The sequence below is a fragment of the Allomuricauda sp. ARW1Y1 genome (genome assembly GCF_013407935.1).
Lineage (GTDB): Bacteria > Bacteroidota > Bacteroidia > Flavobacteriales > Flavobacteriaceae > Flagellimonas.
On sequence record NZ_JACBZU010000001.1, the window covers coordinates 748,583 to 770,625 of the forward strand.

The window sequence follows — 22,043 nt, forward strand, 5'->3', positions numbered from 1 at the left end:
AATTTTGCCTGCCTGCCGGCAAAGGCAGGTATCGAGAATAGGTTTTGGGATTGAAATTCTAGTTCTCGATACAATTTTTCTTTCGAAAAATCACTCGAACTGACAAATTTCAGCTAAAATACACAACGTGATAAATGTATGAAATTCTAAAAGGTTCTCATATTTAGATGACCAAAATTAGGATATTCGTTAAAAAAGGCTATATTTAATATTCAACTTTAAAATCTAACCCTATGGCAATCAAGAGTTTTCAAGGCGTACGTTCTAAGGAGGAATCCAAGAAAAAGTACAATGCCCCAATTTTGGTGGAGGACTACATGACCAAAAAATTGATCACCTTTTCTCCAGACCAGTCCATATTGGAAGTAATGGAGATTTTTGCCAAGCACCATATCTCTGGTGGGCCTGTGTTGGACAACAATGGTTTTTTGGTGGGGATTGTTTCCGAAGCCGATTGTATGAAGCAGATTTCGGAGAGCCGCTATTTTAACCAACCTATTTTGGATAAGAGCGTGGAGCGTTTTATGACCAAAAATGTAGAGACCATTCCTCACGATATGTCCATTTTTGATGCTGCGGGTGTTTTTGATCGCCACAACCGGCGCCGATTGCCCGTCATGAAAAACGGTATTTTGGTGGGTCAGATCAGCCGAAAGGATATTGTAGTGGCCGCACTCAAATTAAGCGGACAAAGCTGGAAATAACCTATTCTCTTTTTACAATCATATAATAATCGTTGTCGAGCGGCAAATAGCCAAGGTCGTACACGAAATAATACGTGCTGCCCTTTTTGGTGGTATAAAGGTTGGTGATGTACTCAAAATCGAAGCCTTTGTCCAACAGACGCATCTTCGTGGTCTTTGTTTTACCATCCTTTAACGGAAAACTGTCCAGTATTCGATAATTTTTACGGAGTTTGTTGTTGATGTTGCGCACCAAATTTTTACTGTCACGGTTGAGCAGGTTGTTGTAGGCATTTCTGCAATGGTCGGAACAGTATTTTTGATCGATACGGCCCAGTAGCTTTTCTCCACAGACCAAGCACTTTCTTTCGGACATAGGATAAGATTAGGTAACCACAATATCATACTTTTTTAATAAACCGATCAATCCTTCTTTGCTGAACCGCGTTTTCTTGAGGTGATTGATGGAGGGGTCGATGTTAAAGTTTAGGGCGCTGGTAAAATCAGCCCGTTCTAGATTGGTCTGGTCAAAGATGGCATTTTCAAAATCACAATTGGGAAATTTTCCCTCCTTCAGTTGGGTCTCCGTAAAATCGGTTTGATGCATCTTACAATCTTCAAATAGGGTACGTGGCAAGTCCATACCATGAAAAGACGCTACAGACAGATTACAACCTATAAAATGGAGCGACAATAACAGTGGGTTACAAGTTTCAAACTGGAGCCCTACCATTTTACAGTCGGTAAAGGTGACTTCGTTAAAAGTGGTATGGGCAATATTGGCATTGGTAAGGTCGCAGCCCACAAATGTGCAATCAATAAAATTCTGGTTGTCCAAATACCCCTCGGAGAACAGGCAGTCCACAAAACGGCAATTTTCATAATCGCCCTTTGGCAATTTTTGCTGGGTGTAATCCTGTTTTGTGAACTCCTGATCGTTCCAAAAGGTTTCGGCCATTATTCTTCTGTTAAAATAATGGCGGGAATATCCAATGCTTTGAACATGTCGTTGTATTCTTTCATGCCCGTGCCCACAATGGCGTTCTTTTCATTTTCAAAAGTCTTCCATTCGGCCATATTATCCCGGAAAAGCTCTTTTGCACCTTCGGTAACCTTGGGTTCGGCCACATCGATAAACCCTCTCAAATGCATGAAATCGGCATTGAGTTTACTGCTAAAGTTCACTACGTCCTGAAAGGTTTTTTGTTTGGGTTGGATGAGGTTCTCTTCCCAAGTATTGATGCGTTCCAGTAATGCATCTCCTTTCTCCAATAGCTCTTTGGCCTTTTCATTATCCTTGAGCAATTTCTTATAGGTGTTAAGTTGACTTTTGGCCGTGCGCATTTGGTTCACGGCCTTGTGCATGTTAACCAAGGTTTCATCGATTCGGGTCAAGTAGGATTGCTGTTCCGCATAGTCTGCAGCTGTAGCCTCGATCAAAGGATCTGGCAATATCGCTGCCTTGGTTTCCACGGTCTCGTTGCCCATGGTTAGCCGAAGGGTGTAGGTGCCGGGTGCCACACGGGAACTTCCATATCCATCAAACCCAAACACATTCTCAATGGCAGGGGAGGGTTCGCGGTAAAAATCCCAAGTAAACCGATTGTATCCCTTGGCCGAAGGCAGCACCTTCGGTTTGGAGGGTCCGCCTGCCCAACTTTTGAAATCTTTTGGCGCTTGGTTGGTGAAGGTTCGTATCACCTTTCCGCCAGAAAGTACCTCTAGCTTCAGTTCGATGGAATCCAACTTTTTCGGTAAATAATAATCGAAAGTGACGCCGGATTTTGGATTTTGTCCCAATCCTGGTACAAATTCATCGGAACTGCCATTGAAAATTCGGTAGGATGGTTTCGGAGTTACCATTTGAAGCGAATTCGCCTTGCTCAAGCTATGCTGAATCGCGCCTAAATCATCCAAAATCCAGAATGACCTTCCAGCTGTAGCCGCTACCAAATCATTATCCTGAATAATCAAATCGTTGATGGGGACCACGGGCAAATTCAATTGCAAGGGTTGCCAATGTTGCCCATCATCCAAAGAAACATATAGCCCGGTTTCGGTACCAGCATACAACAACCCTTTTTGCTTTTTATCCTCACGGACCACACGGGCAAAGGTATGTTCGCCATCAATACCATTGGTAATTTTGGTCCACGTTTGGCCGTAATCCGATGTTTTATAGATATAGGTGCCCAAATCCATGAACTTGTAGCGCATTAAGGTGATGTAAGCCGTAGCTGGATCGTGGGGAGATACCTCAATGCTGTTGATGATTCCTTCCTTGGTATTGGGAGGGGTAATGTTTTCCCAGCTCTGGCCTCCATTTTTGGTGATGTGGACCAATCCATCGTCAGTACCTGCATAAAGCACTCCTTGTTCATGGGGAGACTCCACCAAGTACATGATGGTGTTGTAGTTTTCCCCTCCAGCCGCTTCGTTGGTGTAGGGACCACTTCCCGGTCCTTGTTTCTCAATTTCGTTTCTGGTAAGGTCCGGACTGATCACATCCCAACTGTAACCGCCATCAGTGGTTCGGAACACCACATTTCCAGCATGATAAATGGTGTTACGGTCGTGTGGTGAACTAATGATGGGCGCATTCCAATTGTAACGGAACTTAAAGTCCTTTGGAATGTTTCCCAGACCCAATTCTGGGTATTCTTTGATAGGTTTAGCTTCACGGGAGGCTTTCACCCATTTTTCTATGATGCCTTGATAGCATCCGCCAAAAATCACTTCTGGATTGTCTGGGTCAAAGGCCAAATAGGCGCTCTCACAGCCAGCAACGGCATACCAATCCTTCCAATCAATACCGCCATCCCTTGTACGGCTGGCAATGGCTACGGATGTATTGTCCTGCTGTCCTCCGTACACATTGTAGGGGACTAGATTGTCCGTGATGACCCGATAGAATTGTGCCGTGGGCTGATTTTGTTGTGAACTCCAGCTAATCCCTCCGTTGTTGGATACATTGGCGCCACCATCGTTGGAATTGATCATGATCTGATTGTTCTTCGGATGAATCCAGAGGTCATGGTTATCGCCATGGGGCGTAGGTACGGGCGTGAAGGTCTTTCCGCCATCAATGGACTTGGTGACAGGTGCATTCAACACGTACACGATATTTTCGTCTTGGGTATCGGCAAAGATTTCCATGTAGTACCAAGATCGTGCAATATTGATTCGGTCTTTGTTGGTCTGTTTCCATGTTTTTCCAGCATCCACACTTTTATACACACCTCCTTTTTCACCTTCGGCCTCGATTACGGCATAGACTACATCGGCATTTGCCCTGGATACGGAAATGCCCGATTTACCGAATTCTTTGGGAAGACCTTTTTCCATTTTGTCCCAAGTGGTTCCTCCATCGGTAGATTTATAAAGCCCTGAATTGGCTCCTCCTGAGGTAATGGTCCATGGCGTTCGTTCGTGTTGCCACATGGCTGCGTACAGAATAAGGGGGTTGTTCATGTCCATGCTCAAGGATGATGCTCCAGTGATAGTGTCCACGTACAGCACTTTTTCCCAAGATTGTCCTCCATTGGTGGAGCGATAGATGCCCCTATCTTCGGAAGGGCCGTATTGAGCACCCTGGGCAGCAACGAAGAGGATATCGGGATTGGTAGGGTGGATGATGACATCTGAGATATGGCGCGTAAAGTCCAGACCTATGTGTTTCCAAGTTTTCCCGGCATCGGTAGATTTGTAAACACCATCGCCCATCGAAGTCATGACGCCTCTGGCCGCATGTTCCCCCATGCCGACGACCACGATATTAGGGTTGCTTTCGGAAACGGCAATATCGCCAACTGTTCCTGTTTTCAGGAATCCATCGGAAACGTTTTTCCAGGTAATGCCATCATCAGTGGTTTTCCAGATTCCACCGCCAGTAGTTCCCATGTAGTAAGTATGGGGCTGGCCCACTACTCCGGAGGAGGTGACACTTCGACCTCCGCGAAACGGCCCTATATTACGCCATTTCAACCCCGGAAAAAGGGAGTCGTTGACAATAATGGAGGGTTGGTCGGATTTTTTGTTTCTGCGTTGTGCATCCACAGGATGGAATGCCATCAGTATGGCACAAACTAAAAGTAAAGATTTTGATTTCACAGGAGTGTTGGTTTAGTTAGTCCGTTAAAGATACTAATTCAACCGTTTCCCGTGAAACCAAATCATTTTACCCTTTCGTATGCAAAAAGGATTTCCTCCGAACTTCCATGTTCTTCAATGAGCACCCAAACATTCATTTGGTCGTCGCTTATTTTTTCCATGGTCAGTCCTTCAAAGAAAACTTTGTTCGGCTCTAGTTTTACCAATTTAAAGTCAATGGTATCGTCCCGTTCTTCCCAACCCATCAGATTTCCATCAAAATGTTTTAGCTGAAGTATGAGGGAATCGTCCAATTGCTGGATATGGCCCGATTCGTAGAAGGAAACCATGCCATCGTTTACCAATCGGAACACGAACATCATGGAATTGCCCAAAGGGGCACTCCAGATTTCCTCCGCCGTGCCGCCAAAGGCTTCTCCTTGCCAATGACCTGCTATCCAAGCGACATCCGACAGGTTGGCCGGGGGAGATGCTTGTCCTTCGGACAACTGCAGCGTTTCTTGGGCAGAAACAAGTCCGACAGTAAAGAGAAAAAGTAAGACAGTTGTTTTCATATGGGTTTTGGTTCGAATGATACGACCCTGCCCGCTAATTGGACAGGGCAAATTTGACGTTGACATTGGTTTCTACCCGAATTTTTTCAAAATCAAGGTCCAATGGTTGTGCGCTGCCCATATCTGCAGACACGGCCTTCATTTCCATCATGGGTGCTTGGTTGTACCTTGGATAATATTGCGAATTGTCCACAATATGAATGGCCGCTCCTACTTTTTGACCTAAAGGTTTCGTAAGTGCTTCGGCCTTTTGAATGGCTTTTTTTACGGCCCTTGTTTTGAGCTCCAATTCGAGTTCGTCCATTTTAGAATATTCTGTTTTTTCGATGCTGGTGTTGGCAATTTCCAGTTGTTCCAAGGTCATCATCACATCGCCCAATTGCTTGCCCGAATAGACCAATAGGGAATATTGCTTGCTTTTGAGCACCTCTTTTTGCCGTAAAAAATATTTTTTGAAGTTGCTGCTCGCATCTTTGATCACCAATTGTTTATCTAGGTCAATTCCCATGTCCTTGAAGCGTTTGGCCATTTGATTTTCCTGCTCTTCCACGGAAACCCGGCCTTTGGTATCCTTTTCTTGGATAAAAATGTTGAGGTAAATCTTGTCCGGAGTGACCATGGTGTCCACCTGTGCTTGGGTCTCCAGATAGGGTGTGTCCAAAAAGTTTTTCGACTGGGCAAAAATTGCACCGCTGAACAGCACCGTAGCTATAAAAAAGATTGTTTTTTTCATGATGTAGTTTTATTAAAGGTAAATACTTCCCCCTTATGTTCAAAACCTGTGCCGTGTTCCATTTTGAAATGGAGTAGCTCAAATTATCTGGCTTAACTCGATTAACTTGAGTACATTGTGGATATGAAATTTATTTTGGCACCCGATAAATATAAAGGGTCACTTACAGGACGCGAATTTTGCGAAACCGTTGCCCGTGGCTTAACAAAAGTTTTTCCAAATGCAGAATTGATACATCGGCCTTTGGCCGATGGTGGGGACGGTACCATTGATGTGGTGGCGGATTATTTGAACGCATCAAAAGTTACCGTAACCGTAAAGGACCCGCTTTTTCGAAACACTGACTCGCATTACTTGCTGTCGGAGGATAAACAGACGGCTTTTATTGAAATGTCGGAAGCATCAGGTTATAAGCTACTTCAAAAGCAGGAAATGAACTGTATGGAAACCACCTCTTATGGCACGGGTGAACTCATTTTGGATGCTTTGGAAAAGGGAGCACGGAACATTGTGCTGGGGATAGGCGGTAGTGCTACCAATGATGGCGGTATGGGTATGGCCAAGGCACTTGGATACGTATTCTTGGATGTTAACGGAAATGAACTGGAACCCGTTGGGAAAAATTTAGGAAAGGTAAAGGAGATCCAAAAAAATGAAGTGAATTCCAAGTTGTTGGACGCCAAGATTCAGGTGGCTTGCGATGTGAACAATCCTTTTTATGGAGAAAACGGTGCTGCCAAGGTGTACGGAGCGCAAAAAGGAGCATCTGAGGAAGAAATTGTGTTATTGGACAAGGGATTGCAAACATTTGCCAAAGTGCTACGGTCCACTTTTGGGGTTGATGTGCAACAAATCGCGGGCGCTGGAGCTGCCGGCGGACTTGGCGGAGGAGCTGTGGTTTTTTTGAACGCAGAGCTGGCCTCTGGGGTTGATTTGGTCATGCAACTCGCCCATTTTGATGCTGTTTTGCAAGGTGCGGATTGGGTAATTACGGGCGAAGGGCAGTTGGATGGACAAACGCTTTCCGGAAAAACCATCAACGGTGTGGTTCGCTCAGCCAAAAAATATGATATCCCAATTGCAGCATTTTGTGGGTCGGTGGATATTTCAATTGAAGTGATGCAGGATATGGGGTTGGATTATGCGGTTTCCATTCTCAATCAAATAGGAAATTTGGAAGATGCCAAAGCCAAAACCATTGAAAACTTGGAACTGGCCAGTTATAATTTTGCCAACCTATTGTGTCTTGGAAAAGGTCAGCCCAAATAACTTCTGCCCATTTTGAATTCCAGTGCTGTTTTGACCGTTTTCCATTCGGTGTTCAAAATGGAATAGACCACCGTATCCCTCATATTGCCGTGTTCATCCACCCGATGGTTGCGTAAAATGCCATCTTGTTTGGCTCCTAAACGCAAAATGGCGTTTCGGGATGGGTGATTGTGAAAATGGGTACGGAACTCCACGGCAATGCAGTTTAAATTTTCAAAAGCATATTTGAGCAACAGGTATTTGCACTCGGTGTTGATGCCTGTACGCTGCACTTTCTTGGCATACCATGTAGCGCCGATTTCCAATCGTTTGTTTTTTGCATCCACATTCAAATAACGGGTACAGCCCACAATGGAATTGGTTTTTTTGTTGATGATGGCAAAGGGCAGTGCGTTGCCCTCGGCTTGTTGTGCCAAGGCCGTGTCCAGATAGGAGTCCATGGTCTTGGGAGATGGGACTGTGGTGTACCAAAGTTCCCAAAGCTTGCCGTCGGATGCAGCGAAGACCAGATCCACTTTTTGTGATTTCTGAAGCGGAACGAGCCTTACCGATTCACCTTCCAGTTGTATGGGACGTAGCCAAGGGTCCATAGGTTGAATTTAAGGTCCAAATATAAGTCTTAATCCGGCGATTTGAACAAAGAAAAAGCCAGGGAAAATCCCTGGCTTCTCATCAATCAAAAAACGAAATTATATCAACTATTTCGATTCAAATTCCTCAATGATAAAGAAGTTCTTACTCTTCTTATCTACGAGGTAATTGCTTTCCAATACATCATAGTGCATTGTTTTATCGTCTACATTGATATCAAATCCTTTCTCGGTCTGGACTACATCAAAATCATTGTTTACGGTACCCTTGTATTTCAGCACCATATAATCGTCGTAGTTCGGGTCGGAATCGCTATCAATGGCTACCAATTTGGTAACAAATGGTGATGATAGTTTCCTATCTTGATTGACCATTCCTCTATCTTTACGGTTCAATTCCATACCGTATTTTCTTCGTTCCATCACTTTTACGCTGTATTCCTTTTCTACACCGTCTTCAGAAACGGTAAAGGTCTTCATTTGCGTAGTTGCTTTCATGACTCCGGAATTTTGGCTTTGGCCATATCCCGCAAATGCGGTCAAGGTCGCGAATGATAGTATAGTGAGTATCTTTTTCATAGTATTGTTTTTAGTGATTAATAAATCAGTTCTTCGGCAAAAATGTTCGTTTCTTACTTTAGGTAGGAAGTGAACATCCAGTGCCTCTTCTCCAGCTCGGTCATAAATTCTGTCATCATGTTTTCAGTAACAACATCCCCGGTCTCCAATGATGCATTTACGGCGTCCAACATATTGTCGTGGAGAATTTCGTAATCGTTGAGTACTTCCCGTACCATTTCCAAAGCGGAGAAATTTTTATCTTTTTCCTCAATTTTGGAGAGTTCCATGGTCTTCTTCATGGTAAAGTTGGTTTTTACGCCAAACACTCGGATTCTTTCCGCTACGATGTCAATATTTTCCTTTACGGTATTGTATTCATTTTCGAATTCTTCATGGAGTTCAAAGAAATCTGGTCCTTCGATGTTCCAGTGAAAATTTCTTAGCTTATTGTAAAATACCTGGTAATTGGCCAGCAGTGTATTGAGGCTGACTACAATTTCTGCGGTCTCCAAATAGGTGAATCCTAATTTTTTAAATGTCTTATTCTGTGCTTTAATAGTTTCCATATAATAGGTTTTTGATTTATTCACTACTAAAGTACAGGAAGAGGGACGCTGGGATTGATGGGAATGATGTAATTCTTGATGCTATTGGTGTTTGGATGCCAAAAAGGCACAAAAAGTCCCATTTTAAGGGCAATATGCGCTATTTTCAATGTTGTTTCACACTTGTGAAGCTGAGTGCAATAACAAGGTAATCAAGTATTTAACAAAAATTAACGATTATTTGGAGTGGTTAGGGTCGAGTGAGCTTTGCTGCTCGTCGATAATGAAGCCTTTCCGTAGCGATAGGTATACATCGGATGAAATGTCGGTTACATATTCCTTTTCTCCATTAAAGACTTTTTGGGGCTCCATATTTACAGGGTCGTGTTCCTGAACGTAGATGGTGTCCAGTTTGTCGTATAATTTCTTTCCTAAACTAAACCGTTTGATCACGGTGTATTTGTTGATACTTCGTATGGGCATCACTAAGTGGTTTTGGTCATTTAGTTAGACACCGATTTGTATGTCAAGTCACTTTTAAACAGGTATAATTACTTACATACGTTTACAAACGAAAACAAATGATTACAAACCAAATGATGTGTTGAAGTGGCTCTAAGTTTGCCTCGTCGGACCAAGGAAGTTCGATAAATACGTGTTAAACTTAAATCTTACTATTATGAATTCACTTAGAAACAAAGTTCAGTTGATCGGTAATTTGGGAAACGATCCTGAAATCATCACTCTTGAAAATGGCACCAAATTGGCCAAGTTTTCCATCGCTACCAATGAAACCTATAAAAACGCCAAAGGGGAAAAAGTAACCGATACCCAATGGCACAACATTGTAGCTTGGGGTAAATTGGCCGAGATTGCCGAGGAGTTTCTTTCCAAAGGAAAGGAAATTATGGTAGAGGGTAAGCTCGTGAATCGCTCCTACGAAACCAACGAGGGTGAAAAAAGATATATCACCGAGATCAAATGCAATGAATTATTAATGTTGGGCAAGTAAGCTTTTCATTTGAATGCAGACTAAAGGGGTGTAACAGCCCCTTTTTTATTTTCTGTGGTAGGGTAAACCTGCTTTGAGTTGTTACATGACCAAACGCCAGAACTTTAGTAAATGAACTACGTATCCATTAACATCAAGAAAGATGAGATTACAAATTCACATCGCGATATGGTTTACTTTAGGTTTGGCGACCGCGAGTATGGCTCAACATAATGGCCTATCCTTTTATCAAGAACTGGCCCGGAAAGATGCCCTTCGTGAACAAACAATTGCTTTTTCGAACATAGAGGACGAAAAGGATTTTTGGAATGATCAGATTCAATTTGAAAATGATTTAAGGGTTCAAAATGTCGCAGCATATCAGGTTTACATGAATGAAAAAAGAATGGCATATTCCGAACATGCCGAAAAATGTAAAAACGACTGTATGCATAGCGACCTTTATTATAAGCAAGCGGGATTTTATTTTATTTATTCGGACGATATCATATACTCCAAAGAAGCATTGGGGACTGTAGTCCAAGTAGCTTCACCACGCATATTTTGAATGTGTTTTAGTTAGTTAGTCAAAAAAAGGTGCCCGATCGGGCACCTTTTTTATATCGGGTTGGGTATGGACTTAATTCTGACCGCCATCACGCTCGGGTGAACGCGGTGTGGGCCACTCCATTTGCTCCCCAGTTCTGCTGCTTACAGGTAAAACTGCTTTGTCCCTCGATGTTTTTTCAGGATGTTCACTGGCCATATACGCCAGAATGGCCGTAAGTATGGCGTTGTTCCGAACATCATCAAAAACAATCTTGTCGTAAGTATCCCTATTGGTATGCCAGGTGTAGTTCCAGTAGGCCCAGCTCAAAGAACTAAGACTAAAGGCAGGTGCTCCCGCAGCTTGAAAGGATGCATAGTCCGATCCCCCGCGCGCTGGGGTTCCGGGAAAGGTGGTTTCAATCTCATCGGTGATTTCCGATGGCACTTCGTGTAGCCACTTGCCGAGATAATCATACGAATTCAAAAAGCCGCCACCGGAAATACGGACTACCCGTCCGGTGCCATTATCTTGATTGAAAACGGCCTGTACACCGTCAACGATTTCAGGGTTGTCCTCCACAAAGGCCCTGGACCCGTTCAAACCCTGTTCCTCGCTTCCCCAATGGCCCACAAGAATGGTGCGCTTTGGATTTGGGTATACCTTTTTCAAAATCCGCATGGCTTCCATCATGACCAAGGTTCCTGTTCCATTGTCCGTTGCGCCCGTGGCACCGTCCCACGAATCAAAATGGGCAGAAAGTATGACATATTCATCGGGTTTTTCGGAACCCTTTATTTCGGCAATGGTGTTAAAAGTGGGCACCTTGCCCAATTCCTTGGATTCTGCGACCACATGCAGTTGTGGTTTTTGACCAGACTTCACCAAACGGTACAGCATGCCATAATCCTCCAGTTCCAAATCTACGGTTGGAATCTCTTTGGTGTAGGCACCAAAGATTTTGTTCACTCCAAAACCTCTGGACCAATAGGAAGCAACTATCCCGACTGCCCCTGCTTCCTCTAAAGCAACTGGAAGCGAACGTCTGTCCAAACCTATGTTGTCCATGTTCTTGTTCCAGGCTTCGGTCTGCTCTTCGCGTTCCTTTTTCATCTTTTCGAAGGACTTTTCGGTGGCAAACTCCTCCCAATTGTAATCAGGTCTGCCAGTAGGTTGCGGCATCGATATCATCACCAGTTTACCCTTCACGTTCGGTAACCAATTGGTAAACTCTGACGAATTTGATACGGTCGGTAAAACAACGAGCTCCGCCGTAACACCTTTTTTGGGCGTGCTAGGGCTCCAAGCCAATTGTGTTCCCCGTAGACTTTGAACCCTTGGAGAAACCATATCGATGTGGGTAATACCGCGCTCCCATCCCTTCCATTCGCCCCATTGCTCGTTACGGGCTGGAATGCCCCAACTCGCATATTTGGCAACGGCCCAGTCGTGCGCATTTTTCATTTGGGGTGTTCCTACCAATCGGGGGCCAATGCCATCCATAAGTTCGTGACCCAATGCTTCGAGTTGGGAATTTTCGTTGGCTTCCGTAATAATGGCTTCAATTACGGTTTCCTTGTCCTGTGCCAGCAGTGACATACCGCAGCTAAGGAGAAGGGCAAATAAAAAAGAGGTTTTTTTGATCATGGTTTCTAGTTTGCCTTAAAAATAGCACAAATAAAAAAACCATAGGTTGGGTGGGGGAGTGTAAGGTGCTTTTTTGATGAAGCTGATTAGGCCACTTTCTTGAGCAAATCAAAGCAAGGACATTTTTTACAACGCTTGCTTTCGCTCTTCTTGTATTTTTTGCAGCATTTGGATTTCACCTTACCTGTAGGAGGCAATTCCCGAAGCATGGCTTTTTTGAGTTTTTTCTTGTCTTTTTTCTTTCCCATTGCAGACAGAATAAGCGACAAAATTAATTGTTTTAAATCAATCTAAATAAAATTTAACAAAAAACTGGTCCCTAATCTTCTAGAAGTGAATGGAAACTCCCAAGGTATTCGGTCCGAAGGATAGGTTCCAGCTCACGTTCTTTGGTTTTAGGTCGTTATATTTTTCATTGTACTTGGAGTCCAAGTATTTGTCTATGGATTCCACTATAAAAATGCTCAGTACCGTACTAAAGGCTACGTCGGATACCCAATGGAAGTTATCGAGCACCCTTACCATGCCTGGAATCATTCCCACAGCATAAAGTCCACCCTTAATCCACGGGCTCTTAAATTGTTTCGCAATGGCGTAAGCGTTGCTAAAGGCCAGCATGGCATGTCCGGAAGGAAAAGAGTCGTAATCGTAGACCCTATCCAGATGTAGAGGGTCAAAAGTAGCGGAACCAGCGCCACTCTTTGGACGTGCACGCCCAATGATTCGTTTACTGACTTGTTGAAGAAAGCCTCCAGCTGTAGCCGATGAAATCAAAAGCACCCCGGTACGCCTGAGTTTTTCATTTTGTGTAAAGAGTCCGGCCAAGTACACCCCGCCGGTGAGCATATAGTTGTTTTCGGGAGCACCATATTTGTTTCCGTAGTCTTTGATGAAATCTGGAACGTCCTGTTCAAAACCATTTTTCCAATCGTTCAGTTCATCGTCTACGGTAAATAACAGCAAGGTTCCTCCGCTCAAGTAGCCAAAGTTTGCCCAGTCGTTACCTTTCCAGTGAAATGGTCTGGAATAAGCGTGACCTACTCCGCCGAAAATATTTCCGATATCGTAGGTAAAGTTGTTCCAAAGGTTTTTTTCTTCTTTTTGGGGTAATTCTTGACCAGTAAGGACAGTGGTCAACAAAAGCAATGCGAGATAGAGATAGGTTTTCATGATGGTGTAAAACAAAAGTAGTCGCTAAAATTCTTCATACATATCTTGGGCCAAGCGAAAAGTATTGGCATGTGCTTCCACAATCACCTTGATTTCTGGTGAATACCCGCCGCCCATGCTACATTGCACAGGAATTTGGGCATCAAAACAGCTTTGGAGTACAAAACGGTCGCGTTCCTTGCAACCATCCAAGGTCATGGAAAGGGTGCCCAATTTATCCGATTCGAGCACATCTATCCCACACAGGTAAAAGATAAAATCTGGCTGTACTTGCTTCAGTAATTCGGGCAAAGTGGTTTTTAGGATGGACAAATATTCCTCATCGGTAGTGCCTTTTTCCAAAGGAATGTCCAAGTCCGAGACCTCTTTTTTGAAGGGATAGTTGCCCTTGCCGTGCATGGAGAACGTAAAAACACTAGGGTCCGTCTGGAAAATTTCAGCCGTTCCATTGCCTTGGTGCACATCCAAATCCACAATCAGTATTTTTCGAGCTAAACCTTTGTTCAACAGGTAGCGTGCACCAATGGCCTGATCATTGAGCATGCAAAAAGCTTCACCGCGATTGGAATAGGCATGGTGCGTTCCCCCTGCAATATTCATGGCAATACCATTTTCGAGGGCGAAATGGCAACCTTTTATGGTGCCATCCGCAATAATGCGTTCCCGAAGCACCAGTTCCGCACTGAGGGGAAATCCAATTTTGCGAGAGGCACTCTTGGAAAGGTCCAACGCGACCAAATCTTTGTAGTAAGTGGCATCGTGCACAGCCAAAATGTCGTTGTCGTTGGGAAGTTCGGGTTCAAAAAAGTTGGCCGGTGTGCAGGTTCCTTCATGCAATAATTGTTGTGGTAACAACTCATATTTGATCATGGGAAAGCGATGCCCTTCGGGCAAGGGATGTTTGTAAATAGGATGATAAGCTATTTTCAGCATATTACGAACCCTGTTTATACAGCGCCAATTGAATACGTTTTCTTTGCACATCTACATCCAACACCTTAACCACCACTTGTTGATGCAGGCTCACATGTTCGTTCACATCTTTTACGAAGGTATCGGAGAGATTGGAAATATGGATAAGTCCACTTTCCTTGATGCCGATGTCCACAAAACATCCAAAATTGGTGATGTTGTTGACAATCCCGGGCAATAACTGTCCTTGACGTAAATCGGTGATTTCTTTGATGTTTTGGTTAAAAGTGAACACTTTGGCCTTTTCCCTAAGGTCCAAGCCTGGCTTTTCCAGTTCCTTCAAAATGTCCTGTAAAGTGGGCATTCCAATGGTATCCGTACAATACGATTTTAGGTCAATACCTTGAAGAGTCGCCTTGTTGCCAACAATTTCCTTTAATGAAACACCCTTATCCTTGGCCATTTGCGATACAATACCATAGCTTTCTGGGTGCACGGCTGAGTCATCCAAAGGATTCTCCCCATTTTTGATGCGCAAAAATCCAGCACTCTGTTCAAAGGCCTTTCCGCCCAAACGGGGCACATTTTTGATTTCCTCCCTGTTTTTAAAAGCGCCGTTTTCATTCCGATGAGCCACAATGTTTTCGGCAAGTTTGGGTCCAATGCCCGAAACATAGCTCAAAAGAGGGACACTGGCCGTGTTGATATTCACCCCTACGGAGTTCACACAACTTTCCACCACTGTGTCCAAGGAATTTTTTAATTGGGTCTGATCTACATCGTGCTGATACTGACCCACACCAATGGATTTGGCATCGATCTTCACCAATTCCGCCAAGGGGTCGGCCAATCGGCGACCGATGGAAACCGCACCACGAACGGTAACATCGTAATTTGGAAACTCCTCCCTTGCAATTTTTGAGGCGGAGTAAATGGAAGCCCCAGCTTCGCTGACCACAAAAACCTCCATAGGTTTTTTAAAGGGAATTCGCTTTACCAACTGTTCTGTCTCCCGCGATGCTGTCCCATTCCCAATGGCGATGGCCTCGATTTTATAGGCATCTACCAAAGAACTTATCTTTTTGATGGCACCGGAACTGTCCCGTTGTGGCGGATGGGGATAAATCGTTTCGTTGTGCTTTAAATCGCCCTGTTCATCCAAACAAACCAACTTACAGCCTGTTCGAAACCCCGGGTCGATGGCCAAGATTCGCTTTTCGCCCAACGGAGCACCGAGCAACAGTTGCTTGAGGTTTTTCGAAAATACCTGAATGGCAGCAGCATCTGCCTTTTCTTTGGCGTTTTTTAAAAGTTCGTTGGACAGTGAAGGTAGCAGAAGTCGTTTGTAGGCATCTGCAATGGCGAGTTCTATTTGTTCGGTGCAGGCATTATTGGATTTGATGAGGCGACGTTCCATGTTTTGAATGGCCCGCTCGTCATCAATTTCAATTTTTACCCGGATAAAACCTTCTTTTTCCGCACGCATGATAGCTAAAAACCGGTGTGATGGACAGCGGTTCAAAGGTTCGCTCCATTCAAAATAATCACGGAATTTTTGGGCTTTTTCATCATCCTTTTTGGTTTTGACCACCTTGGTGGTGATTAAAGCATAGCGTTCCAATTGGCCCCTTAATTGATTTCGGATGTCCGTTCTTTCGTTGATCCACTCAGAAATGATGTGTCTTGCCCCTTCCAAGGCCTCATCTTCGTTGGTGACCTCCTTGTTAAGGTATTTGGAAGCTGTAAACTCGATATCATCGTTCCTTTGGGCCATGATGATCTTGGCCAAAGTTTCCAGGCCATTTTTTCGGGCGGTCTCAGCCTTGGTCTTCTTGCTTTTTTTGAACGGGAGATACAGGTCTTCCAAACTGGTCAGGTCAGCACAATTCAAAAATTTTGCTTCCAGTTCAGGGGTAAGGGCATCTTGCTCTGCAACCGCTTTAATGATGGCCGCTTTTCGCTTTTCCAAAGCCTCGAACTGGTTTTTGAATTCGACGATTGACCCAATCTGCACCTCGTCCAGATTTCCGGTCAGCTCTTTTCTATACCGTGAAATAAAGGGAACAGTACAATCCTGATTCAACAAGGCGACCGTATTTTCCACACTTTTTTGTGATAGTTGGGTGTGTTGGACGATGTAGGGAACGAGTTGCATTGATGTTTTTTTAGTAGTTGTCACTTCGAGCGCCATCGAAAAGTTCTTCCGCTAAGGCAGGCTAGTGATTGAAGCGACAGTTTCTTCGGATATGAATTAATTTATTCCTTCCCCATTTCCAACCCCGTCTTCATCAGGATTTACGAAAACCAACTTTCCATCGGTGTTTTCGGTCATCAAGATCATCCCTTCGCTTTCAACTCCGCGTAATTTTCTGGGAGCCAAATTGACCAGGACAGTTACTTTTTTTCCCACAATGTCCTCGGGTTTAAAGCTATTGGCAATGCCCGATACAATGGTCCGGGTATCCAAACCGGTGTCCACTTTTAAGACCAAGAGTTTGTCTGCCTTTGGCATTTTTTCAGCTTCGACGATTGTTCCCACCCGCATGTCGAGTTTGGAGAAATCATCATAGGTAATGGTATCTTTTTGGGGTGTTATTTCCTTGTCCATATCACTTGAGTTGGTGGAGGTAGATGCGTTTGCTTTTTTAGTGGCTTCCAATTTGTCCAGTTGTTGTTGAATTTCGGAATCCTCGATTTTCCTAAAAAGTAGCTCGCTTGGGTTGAGTTGGTGCCCAGCAGGAAGCAGCACATCATTTGTTGCAATATCATCCCAATGGGATGCTGAATCAAGTTCGGCATGACGTAAAATTCCCTTTAGCTTATTCGAGGTAAACGGCAAAAAGGGCTCACTTAAAATAGCGAGTCCTGTGGCAATCTGGAGGGCAACATACATAATGGTCTGTACGCGCTTTTCGTCCGTTTTAATCAGTTTCCAAGGCTCTTGGTCGGCCAAATATTTGTTGCCCAAACGCGCCAAGTTCATCAATTGCTGACTTCCTTCCCGGAAACGGTAGCGCTCCAAGGATGAGGAAAGTGTTTCGGGAAATTCTTTTAAAACTTTCAGGGCCTCCTTGTCAACCTCCAAAAGTTCAGTGGGTGTTGGTACTTTGCCATCATAATATTTATGGGTCAAAACGGCCACACGGTTTACAAAGTTCCCAAAAATGGCTACCAGCTCATTATTGTTTCGGGACTGGAAATCCTTCCACGTAAAATCGTTGTCCTTGGTCTCTGGGGCGTTTGCTGTTAAAGCGTAGCGGAGGACATCTTGCATATCGGGAAATTCTTCCAGGTATTCGTGCAACCAGACTGCCCAGTTTTTTGAGGTGGAAAGTTTGTTGCCCTCAAGGTTCAAGAATTCATTGGCGGGTACGTTATCGGGTAGGATAAAGTCGCCATTCGCCTTTAACATACTTGGGAAGATAATACAGTGGAATACAATATTGTCCTTACCGATAAAGTGAACCAATTTGGTGTCCTTATCCTTCCAGTAGGGCTCCCAATCCTTGCCTTCGCGCTCGGCCCACTCCTTGGTGGAAGAAATATAGCCAATGGGTGCATCGAACCACACATAGAGCACTTTTCCTTCGCCGCCCTGAACGGGAACAGGAATGCCCCAGTCGAGATCGCGGGTAACGGCCCGTGGCTTCAAACCTTCATCGATCCACGATTTGCATTGTCCGTAGACATTGGGTTTCCAGTCCGATTTATGGTCTTCCAATATCCACTGTTTCAAAAAACCTTCGTACCGATCCAAGGGCAAAAACCAGTGTTTGGTCTTTTTTAAGGTAGGAACGGTTCCAGTAATAGTGGATTTTGGGTTGATTAAATCCGTGGCATTTAAGGAAGAGCCGCAATTTTCGCACTGGTCACCATAGGCTTCTTCGTGGCCGCAACGGGGACAGGTACCGATAACAAATCGGTCTGCCAAAAATTGGTTGGCCTCTTCGTCGTACAGTTGTTCGGTCTCCTCTTCGATAAAATCTCCTTGCCCGTACATTTTTTTGAAAAATTCCGATGCGGTTTTATGATGCACTTCTGCAGAAGTCCGAGAGTAGTTGTCAAAGGAAATTCCGAAATCGGCAAAGGATTTTTTGATGATGCCGTGGTATTTATCAATAATTTCGGTTGGGGTTACCCCTTCCTTTTTGGCCTTCATGGATATGGCCACACCGTGTTCGTCGCTCCCGCATACAAAGGCCACATCCTTGCCCTTTAACCGTAAATAGCGGGAATAGATATCTGCTGGAACGTAAACACCGGCCAAGTGCCCAATATGAATGGGACCGTTGGTGTAGGGGAGTGCCGCTGTGATGGTGTATCTGGAAGGAGAAGTATTTTGAGCCATGTAATTTTAATTAAGCCCCAAAAATACTGATTTTAACGGGATACGCACAAAAAACGAAAGCCCCGAAAATGCGACCCTATTTGGGGTGAGGGGTGCATTTCCGAAGGGCTTCCAAAAAATGAATGACTAAGTATAATCGTTAAGCAATCATCACGGATTTGCTCATTTTCTTATCTCCAACAGAGATTCGGTAAATATATTTTCCTGTGGACAAGCTGTCACGCATGCGTTGACGGATATTGATGTCCACAGCTCCTTCCAACATCATCTCGTTGAACAGTGTGCCCACCCGTTGTCCGAGAATATTGAACAATTCAATATCCACATGGGCCGAAACAGGCATTTCCAGATGGATGTAGGGATCTCTTGGTGAGGTCGCGGGATAGATTGCGGCGTGTTCTATCGTATCCAAAATATCGATGTTTGGATCCAAAGGGTCTTGGCTTGGCGGTGTTTCCGGTAAGGTCGGAGGATCATTGTCCATCGCAATATCGTCGAACACCTCTCCACTACAGTTGAACCCTAAGTCCACGGCTTGGTAGGGGTGTCCCAATAAATGCTGTTCCACCGTTTGTCTTGGAACACAGAGCCACTCCGCCAATACGGTGCCGTAAAGGTTTCGGAAGTCCATGGTGTAATCCAAGTTACCACGATTGTTGGGTTCGTCCAAGGATGGGTGGTCGCCCACAAAGGCGCTTCCGCTCAATCCTGAACCAAAGAAGAGGGTGGGGGCCGCTTTTCCGTGATCTGTACCGTTGGAACCATTTTCAAAGATCCTGCGGCCAAATTCGGAGAAGGTCATGCTCAACACCTTGTCGTCCTGTTCGGTAAAGGCCAAGTCTTCATAGAAGTTATTGATGGCTACGGATAGGTTGGACATCAAACGTTCGTGAACGATAGGCTGATTTCCATGTGTATCAAAACCTCCCAAGGAGATCATATACACTTTGGTGCCCAGGTTTCCTTTGATCAATCGCGCCAAGAGCGCCAATTGACGGGCGAAGCCGTTATCCTGATACTCCACTTGGTTCTGTCCCCTCATGTAGGCATCATGAATGGTGCCCGCATATTCGTAGGTGGTATTGGCGACTCCCCTTAAGAATCGAAGCTGGTCACCATACATACAATCGCCAAAAGGCGCATTTTCAATTTCGTAGAAGGAACCTGTTTCTGCAATTTGTTCCAATTGGTCCACATTATTGGTCACAAAGGCATAGTTGGTTTCTTCCCCTTGGAAGACCAAGTTGGCCAAGTTGCCAATTTGTATGGCTGCAGGGGCCGCTGGCGGATTAATGAGGTAATCGGGATACAGGTTTTCAAAGTGACGGCCCATCCAGCCTGTGTTTTCACCGGAAAATCCGGTTGTGGTCAAGTCTGTGTTGGCAAAAATATCCGATCCCGTAAAATGGGAAAGACTTTGGTTTTCGTACCCAACCCCGTGCACGGCCTTAAACTGGCCATCGCCCCAAAGTGATTCGAGTGCACTCATATAAGTAGGGATTCCAAAATCGTCGGTAAGCTTTAGGACCTTACTTTCCGGGATGTAGATATTGGGCCTAGCATTGGCGTAGGTATCATATTGTTGGATAGGAATAACGGTACTGAGACCGTCGTTCCCACCTGATAATCGAATCAATATCAAAATATTGTCCGTTTCTGCAGCCGCTACGGCAGCCGTTAACGGTGATGGTGAGGAAGCTGTTACAAAATGGCTTCCCAAAAACATGGATCCCGAACCTGCTATGCCCAAAGCTTGGATAAACGAGCGTCGGCTCCATTTTTTGTGTTCCAGATCGTGGCCTTCGTGTTCTAGGCCTTTGAAAGGGGAATTATCGTGGGTGTGGTGATTATCGCACATGGTGATGGGGTTATTTGAGTTGAAATTCGGGTTCGCGGGACAAATGGCGCAACAGGATATACACCTGTGTTGGAGTTTCTGCACTGATTTGCAGCATCCACTGGCTCGTACCTCCCGGATAGTAATCGGGAGAATAATATTCCTCGGGAACATCGTCAATCTTGAAGGCATCCATGGCCCGTTCAAAATCGGCATCCGTTAAAAGACCCTTGGGCGTGAACTTGTTGACCAAGGCCCTGACCACAATTTCAGGATTGCTGGTATTGCTATTGGCAGGTCCAACAGCAGCTACCGCTAAATCCCTAAACTCTTCTGGGTTATTTTGGAAAAATCGCTCCAAGAACACCTCCATGGTCAACCATCGACCAATGATGAAATTGGTATTGATCCAGGTTCGGTCGCGTTGCCAACCTTCCACTTCTGGAGGGTTGAAAAAGCGTTGACCGATCAGGGAACACGAATCCATCATATTCATAATGGTACCATCATCATAAGAGAAACCAGTCTCTTTCAAAAAATTGAAATAGAGATCTGCGGGGCTTTTTATAATGACTCCGATTGCGGTTTCATCAAAAAAGTGCTGGCTCTTGAACAGTTGTCGCAGTACGGGAGCAATCTCAAACCCACTGCTGATAAACGTTTGGGCCATCCCATCAATGATCTGTGGGGCAATGCCGTTTCCTTCGTCACCGGTAGAATCTGGGTGAACGAAGAATTCGTATAATTTTTTACAGATAAACCAACCGATTTCATTCGGACGTTCATTGAAAAGGATATCGATAACGTCATCGTAATCCCAATTTCCAGTCTGTCCAAAAATGGTCTTGTTGTCGGTGTTGAACTCCGTGGGGTCAAAAGTTACTTGGGTACATCCCTCTTCACCACGTTCGGTGTAACCGGATAGCGCCTTGGAGGTTTCAATGATATCTTCTTCGGTATAGTTGTTCCCTTCGCCCATGGTAAAGAGCTCATAAAGCTCACGGGCATAATTTTCGTTTGGATTGTTTCCCCGGTTGCGGACGCCATCCAAATAATAGAGCATGGCACTCGTTAAACCGATTTCACTGGTGAAGGTCTTAAAGTTGCCCAAGGCATTGCGCTGAAGGCAATTGATATAGTAATAAAGGAATCCGGGGCAATCGTAGATTTCCAATTGGGTCACAAAGTGATTGCTCCAAAAGAAACTCATCCTTTCGTGCAGTTCGTTATTGACCAAGGCATTTCCGTAGGCCGTGGTGAAATCTTCAATATGGGCCCTTCGCAGTTGGCGGGCAAGATCGTCGTCTTCCGGATAATTGGCGTTGTTCCAATCTGCCCATTCCGGTGCGGGAATGGCCGGGGTGGCGAGCGCCTGATCTACCAAATTGTCGATTAGGGTGCCTGCTGTTTGTCCAACAGCGGCGTTAATGGTCTGCACTGAGGCACTGAATCCGAGCCTTCGGTACAAGTGGGCCGCACGTAACTCGTCCAATGGAGTAGTGTACGGCGCCAAGGTTGAGGAATTACAATTGATAAAGTACTCCAT

21 protein-coding genes are annotated in these 22,043 nt (G+C 44.7%); 4 read left to right on the plus strand and 17 right to left on the minus strand.

Annotated features, from left to right (window positions below; genetic code table 11):
- The first annotated feature begins 233 nt into the window (after positions 1-233).
- Positions 234-704 carry a CBS domain-containing protein gene (locus tag GGE08_RS03430; protein ID WP_179383489.1) on the plus strand — a complete coding sequence of 157 codons (471 nt, stop codon included), beginning with the start codon at positions 234-236 and terminating at the stop codon, positions 702-704.
- Position 705: 1 nt separating this feature from the next.
- Here GGE08_RS03430 and GGE08_RS03435 read toward each other — a convergent pair whose 3' ends face one another.
- From GGE08_RS03435 to GGE08_RS03455, 5 genes are all read right to left on the minus strand, one after another.
- Positions 706-1,059 carry a hypothetical protein gene (locus tag GGE08_RS03435; RefSeq protein ID WP_127140881.1) on the minus strand — a complete coding sequence of 118 codons (354 nt, stop codon included), beginning with the start codon at positions 1,057-1,059 and terminating at the stop codon, positions 706-708.
- Positions 1,060-1,068: 9 nt separating this feature from the next.
- Positions 1,069-1,641, minus strand: coding sequence for a pentapeptide repeat-containing protein (locus tag GGE08_RS03440; RefSeq protein WP_179383490.1), 573 nt, complete (start codon positions 1,639-1,641; stop codon positions 1,069-1,071).
- Positions 1,641-4,754 carry a VPS10 domain-containing protein gene (locus GGE08_RS03445; protein ID WP_218847505.1) on the minus strand — a complete coding sequence of 1,038 codons (3,114 nt, stop codon included), beginning with the start codon at positions 4,752-4,754 and terminating at the stop codon, positions 1,641-1,643. Before GGE08_RS03445 ends, GGE08_RS03440 begins: the two co-directional genes overlap by 1 nt.
- A gap of 101 nt (positions 4,755-4,855) precedes the next feature.
- Entirely contained in the window at positions 4,856-5,347 is a 492-nt protein-coding gene (locus tag GGE08_RS03450) for a DUF6265 family protein (RefSeq protein WP_179383492.1), read from the minus strand.
- Positions 5,348-5,381: 34 nt separating this feature from the next.
- On the minus strand, positions 5,382-6,080 hold the full coding sequence (locus tag GGE08_RS03455) for an SIMPL domain-containing protein (RefSeq protein ID WP_179383493.1): 699 nt from the start codon (positions 6,078-6,080) through the stop codon (positions 5,382-5,384).
- A gap of 123 nt (positions 6,081-6,203) precedes the next feature.
- Here GGE08_RS03455 and GGE08_RS03460 point away from each other — a divergent pair, with 123 nt between their 5' ends.
- The gene (locus tag GGE08_RS03460; protein ID WP_179383494.1) at positions 6,204-7,349 is read left to right on the plus strand and encodes a glycerate kinase; all 1,146 of its coding nucleotides are present in this window, start codon (positions 6,204-6,206) and stop codon (positions 7,347-7,349) included.
- Here the strand turns inward: GGE08_RS03460 and GGE08_RS03465 are convergent.
- The 4 genes from GGE08_RS03465 to GGE08_RS03480 all read right to left on the minus strand — a co-directional run bounded on the left by GGE08_RS03465 (position 7,337) and on the right by GGE08_RS03480 (position 9,528).
- The gene (locus GGE08_RS03465) at positions 7,337-7,939 is read right to left on the minus strand and encodes a GNAT family N-acetyltransferase (RefSeq protein ID WP_179383495.1); all 603 of its coding nucleotides are present in this window, start codon (positions 7,937-7,939) and stop codon (positions 7,337-7,339) included. The two genes, GGE08_RS03460 and GGE08_RS03465, sit on opposite strands and share 13 nt — an antisense overlap.
- A gap of 108 nt (positions 7,940-8,047) precedes the next feature.
- Positions 8,048-8,518: a hypothetical protein gene (locus GGE08_RS03470; RefSeq protein WP_179383496.1), complete on the minus strand. Its 471-nt coding sequence runs from the start codon at positions 8,516-8,518 to the stop codon at positions 8,048-8,050.
- A 53-nt stretch (positions 8,519-8,571) separates the two neighbouring features.
- Complete coding sequence (locus tag GGE08_RS03475) at positions 8,572-9,066, minus strand: Dps family protein (protein WP_179383497.1); 495 nt, start codon at positions 9,064-9,066, stop codon at positions 8,572-8,574.
- A 216-nt stretch (positions 9,067-9,282) separates the two neighbouring features.
- The gene (locus GGE08_RS03480; protein WP_179383498.1) at positions 9,283-9,528 is read right to left on the minus strand and encodes a hypothetical protein; all 246 of its coding nucleotides are present in this window, start codon (positions 9,526-9,528) and stop codon (positions 9,283-9,285) included.
- Positions 9,529-9,724: 196 nt separating this feature from the next.
- On the opposite strand from GGE08_RS03480, the gene GGE08_RS03485 reads away from it, so the two are divergent.
- A complete protein-coding gene (locus GGE08_RS03485; RefSeq protein WP_127140871.1) occupies positions 9,725-10,057 on the plus strand; it encodes a single-stranded DNA-binding protein in 333 nt (110 codons plus the stop codon).
- Between the two features lie 142 nt (positions 10,058-10,199).
- Positions 10,200-10,604, plus strand: a complete 405-nt coding sequence (locus tag GGE08_RS03490; RefSeq protein WP_179383499.1) for a hypothetical protein — start codon at positions 10,200-10,202, stop codon at positions 10,602-10,604.
- 72 nt (positions 10,605-10,676) lie between these two features.
- Here GGE08_RS03490 and GGE08_RS03495 read toward each other — a convergent pair whose 3' ends face one another.
- From GGE08_RS03495 to GGE08_RS03530, 8 genes are all read right to left on the minus strand, one after another.
- Positions 10,677-12,230, minus strand: coding sequence for a M20/M25/M40 family metallo-hydrolase (locus tag GGE08_RS03495; protein WP_179383500.1), 1,554 nt, complete (start codon positions 12,228-12,230; stop codon positions 10,677-10,679).
- 86 nt (positions 12,231-12,316) lie between these two features.
- Positions 12,317-12,478 (minus strand): hypothetical protein, encoded by a 162-nt coding sequence (locus GGE08_RS03500; protein WP_179383501.1) that lies wholly within the window; start codon positions 12,476-12,478, stop codon positions 12,317-12,319.
- Between the two features lie 79 nt (positions 12,479-12,557).
- On the minus strand, positions 12,558-13,400 hold the full coding sequence (locus GGE08_RS03505) for a phosphatase PAP2 family protein (RefSeq protein ID WP_179383502.1): 843 nt from the start codon (positions 13,398-13,400) through the stop codon (positions 12,558-12,560).
- Between the two features lie 24 nt (positions 13,401-13,424).
- The gene (locus tag GGE08_RS03510) at positions 13,425-14,333 is read right to left on the minus strand and encodes a histone deacetylase (RefSeq protein ID WP_179383503.1); all 909 of its coding nucleotides are present in this window, start codon (positions 14,331-14,333) and stop codon (positions 13,425-13,427) included.
- A gap of 1 nt (position 14,334) precedes the next feature.
- Entirely contained in the window at positions 14,335-16,467 is a 2,133-nt protein-coding gene (locus tag GGE08_RS03515; protein ID WP_179383504.1) for a Tex family protein, read from the minus strand.
- A gap of 96 nt (positions 16,468-16,563) precedes the next feature.
- The gene (metG, locus tag GGE08_RS03520; protein WP_179383505.1) at positions 16,564-18,660 is read right to left on the minus strand and encodes a methionine--tRNA ligase; all 2,097 of its coding nucleotides are present in this window, start codon (positions 18,658-18,660) and stop codon (positions 16,564-16,566) included.
- A 139-nt stretch (positions 18,661-18,799) separates the two neighbouring features.
- Positions 18,800-20,518, minus strand: coding sequence for a DUF1501 domain-containing protein (locus tag GGE08_RS03525; protein ID WP_179383506.1), 1,719 nt, complete (start codon positions 20,516-20,518; stop codon positions 18,800-18,802).
- A gap of 10 nt (positions 20,519-20,528) precedes the next feature.
- Positions 20,529-22,043: a DUF1800 family protein gene (locus GGE08_RS03530; RefSeq protein ID WP_179383507.1), complete on the minus strand. Its 1,515-nt coding sequence runs from the start codon at positions 22,041-22,043 to the stop codon at positions 20,529-20,531.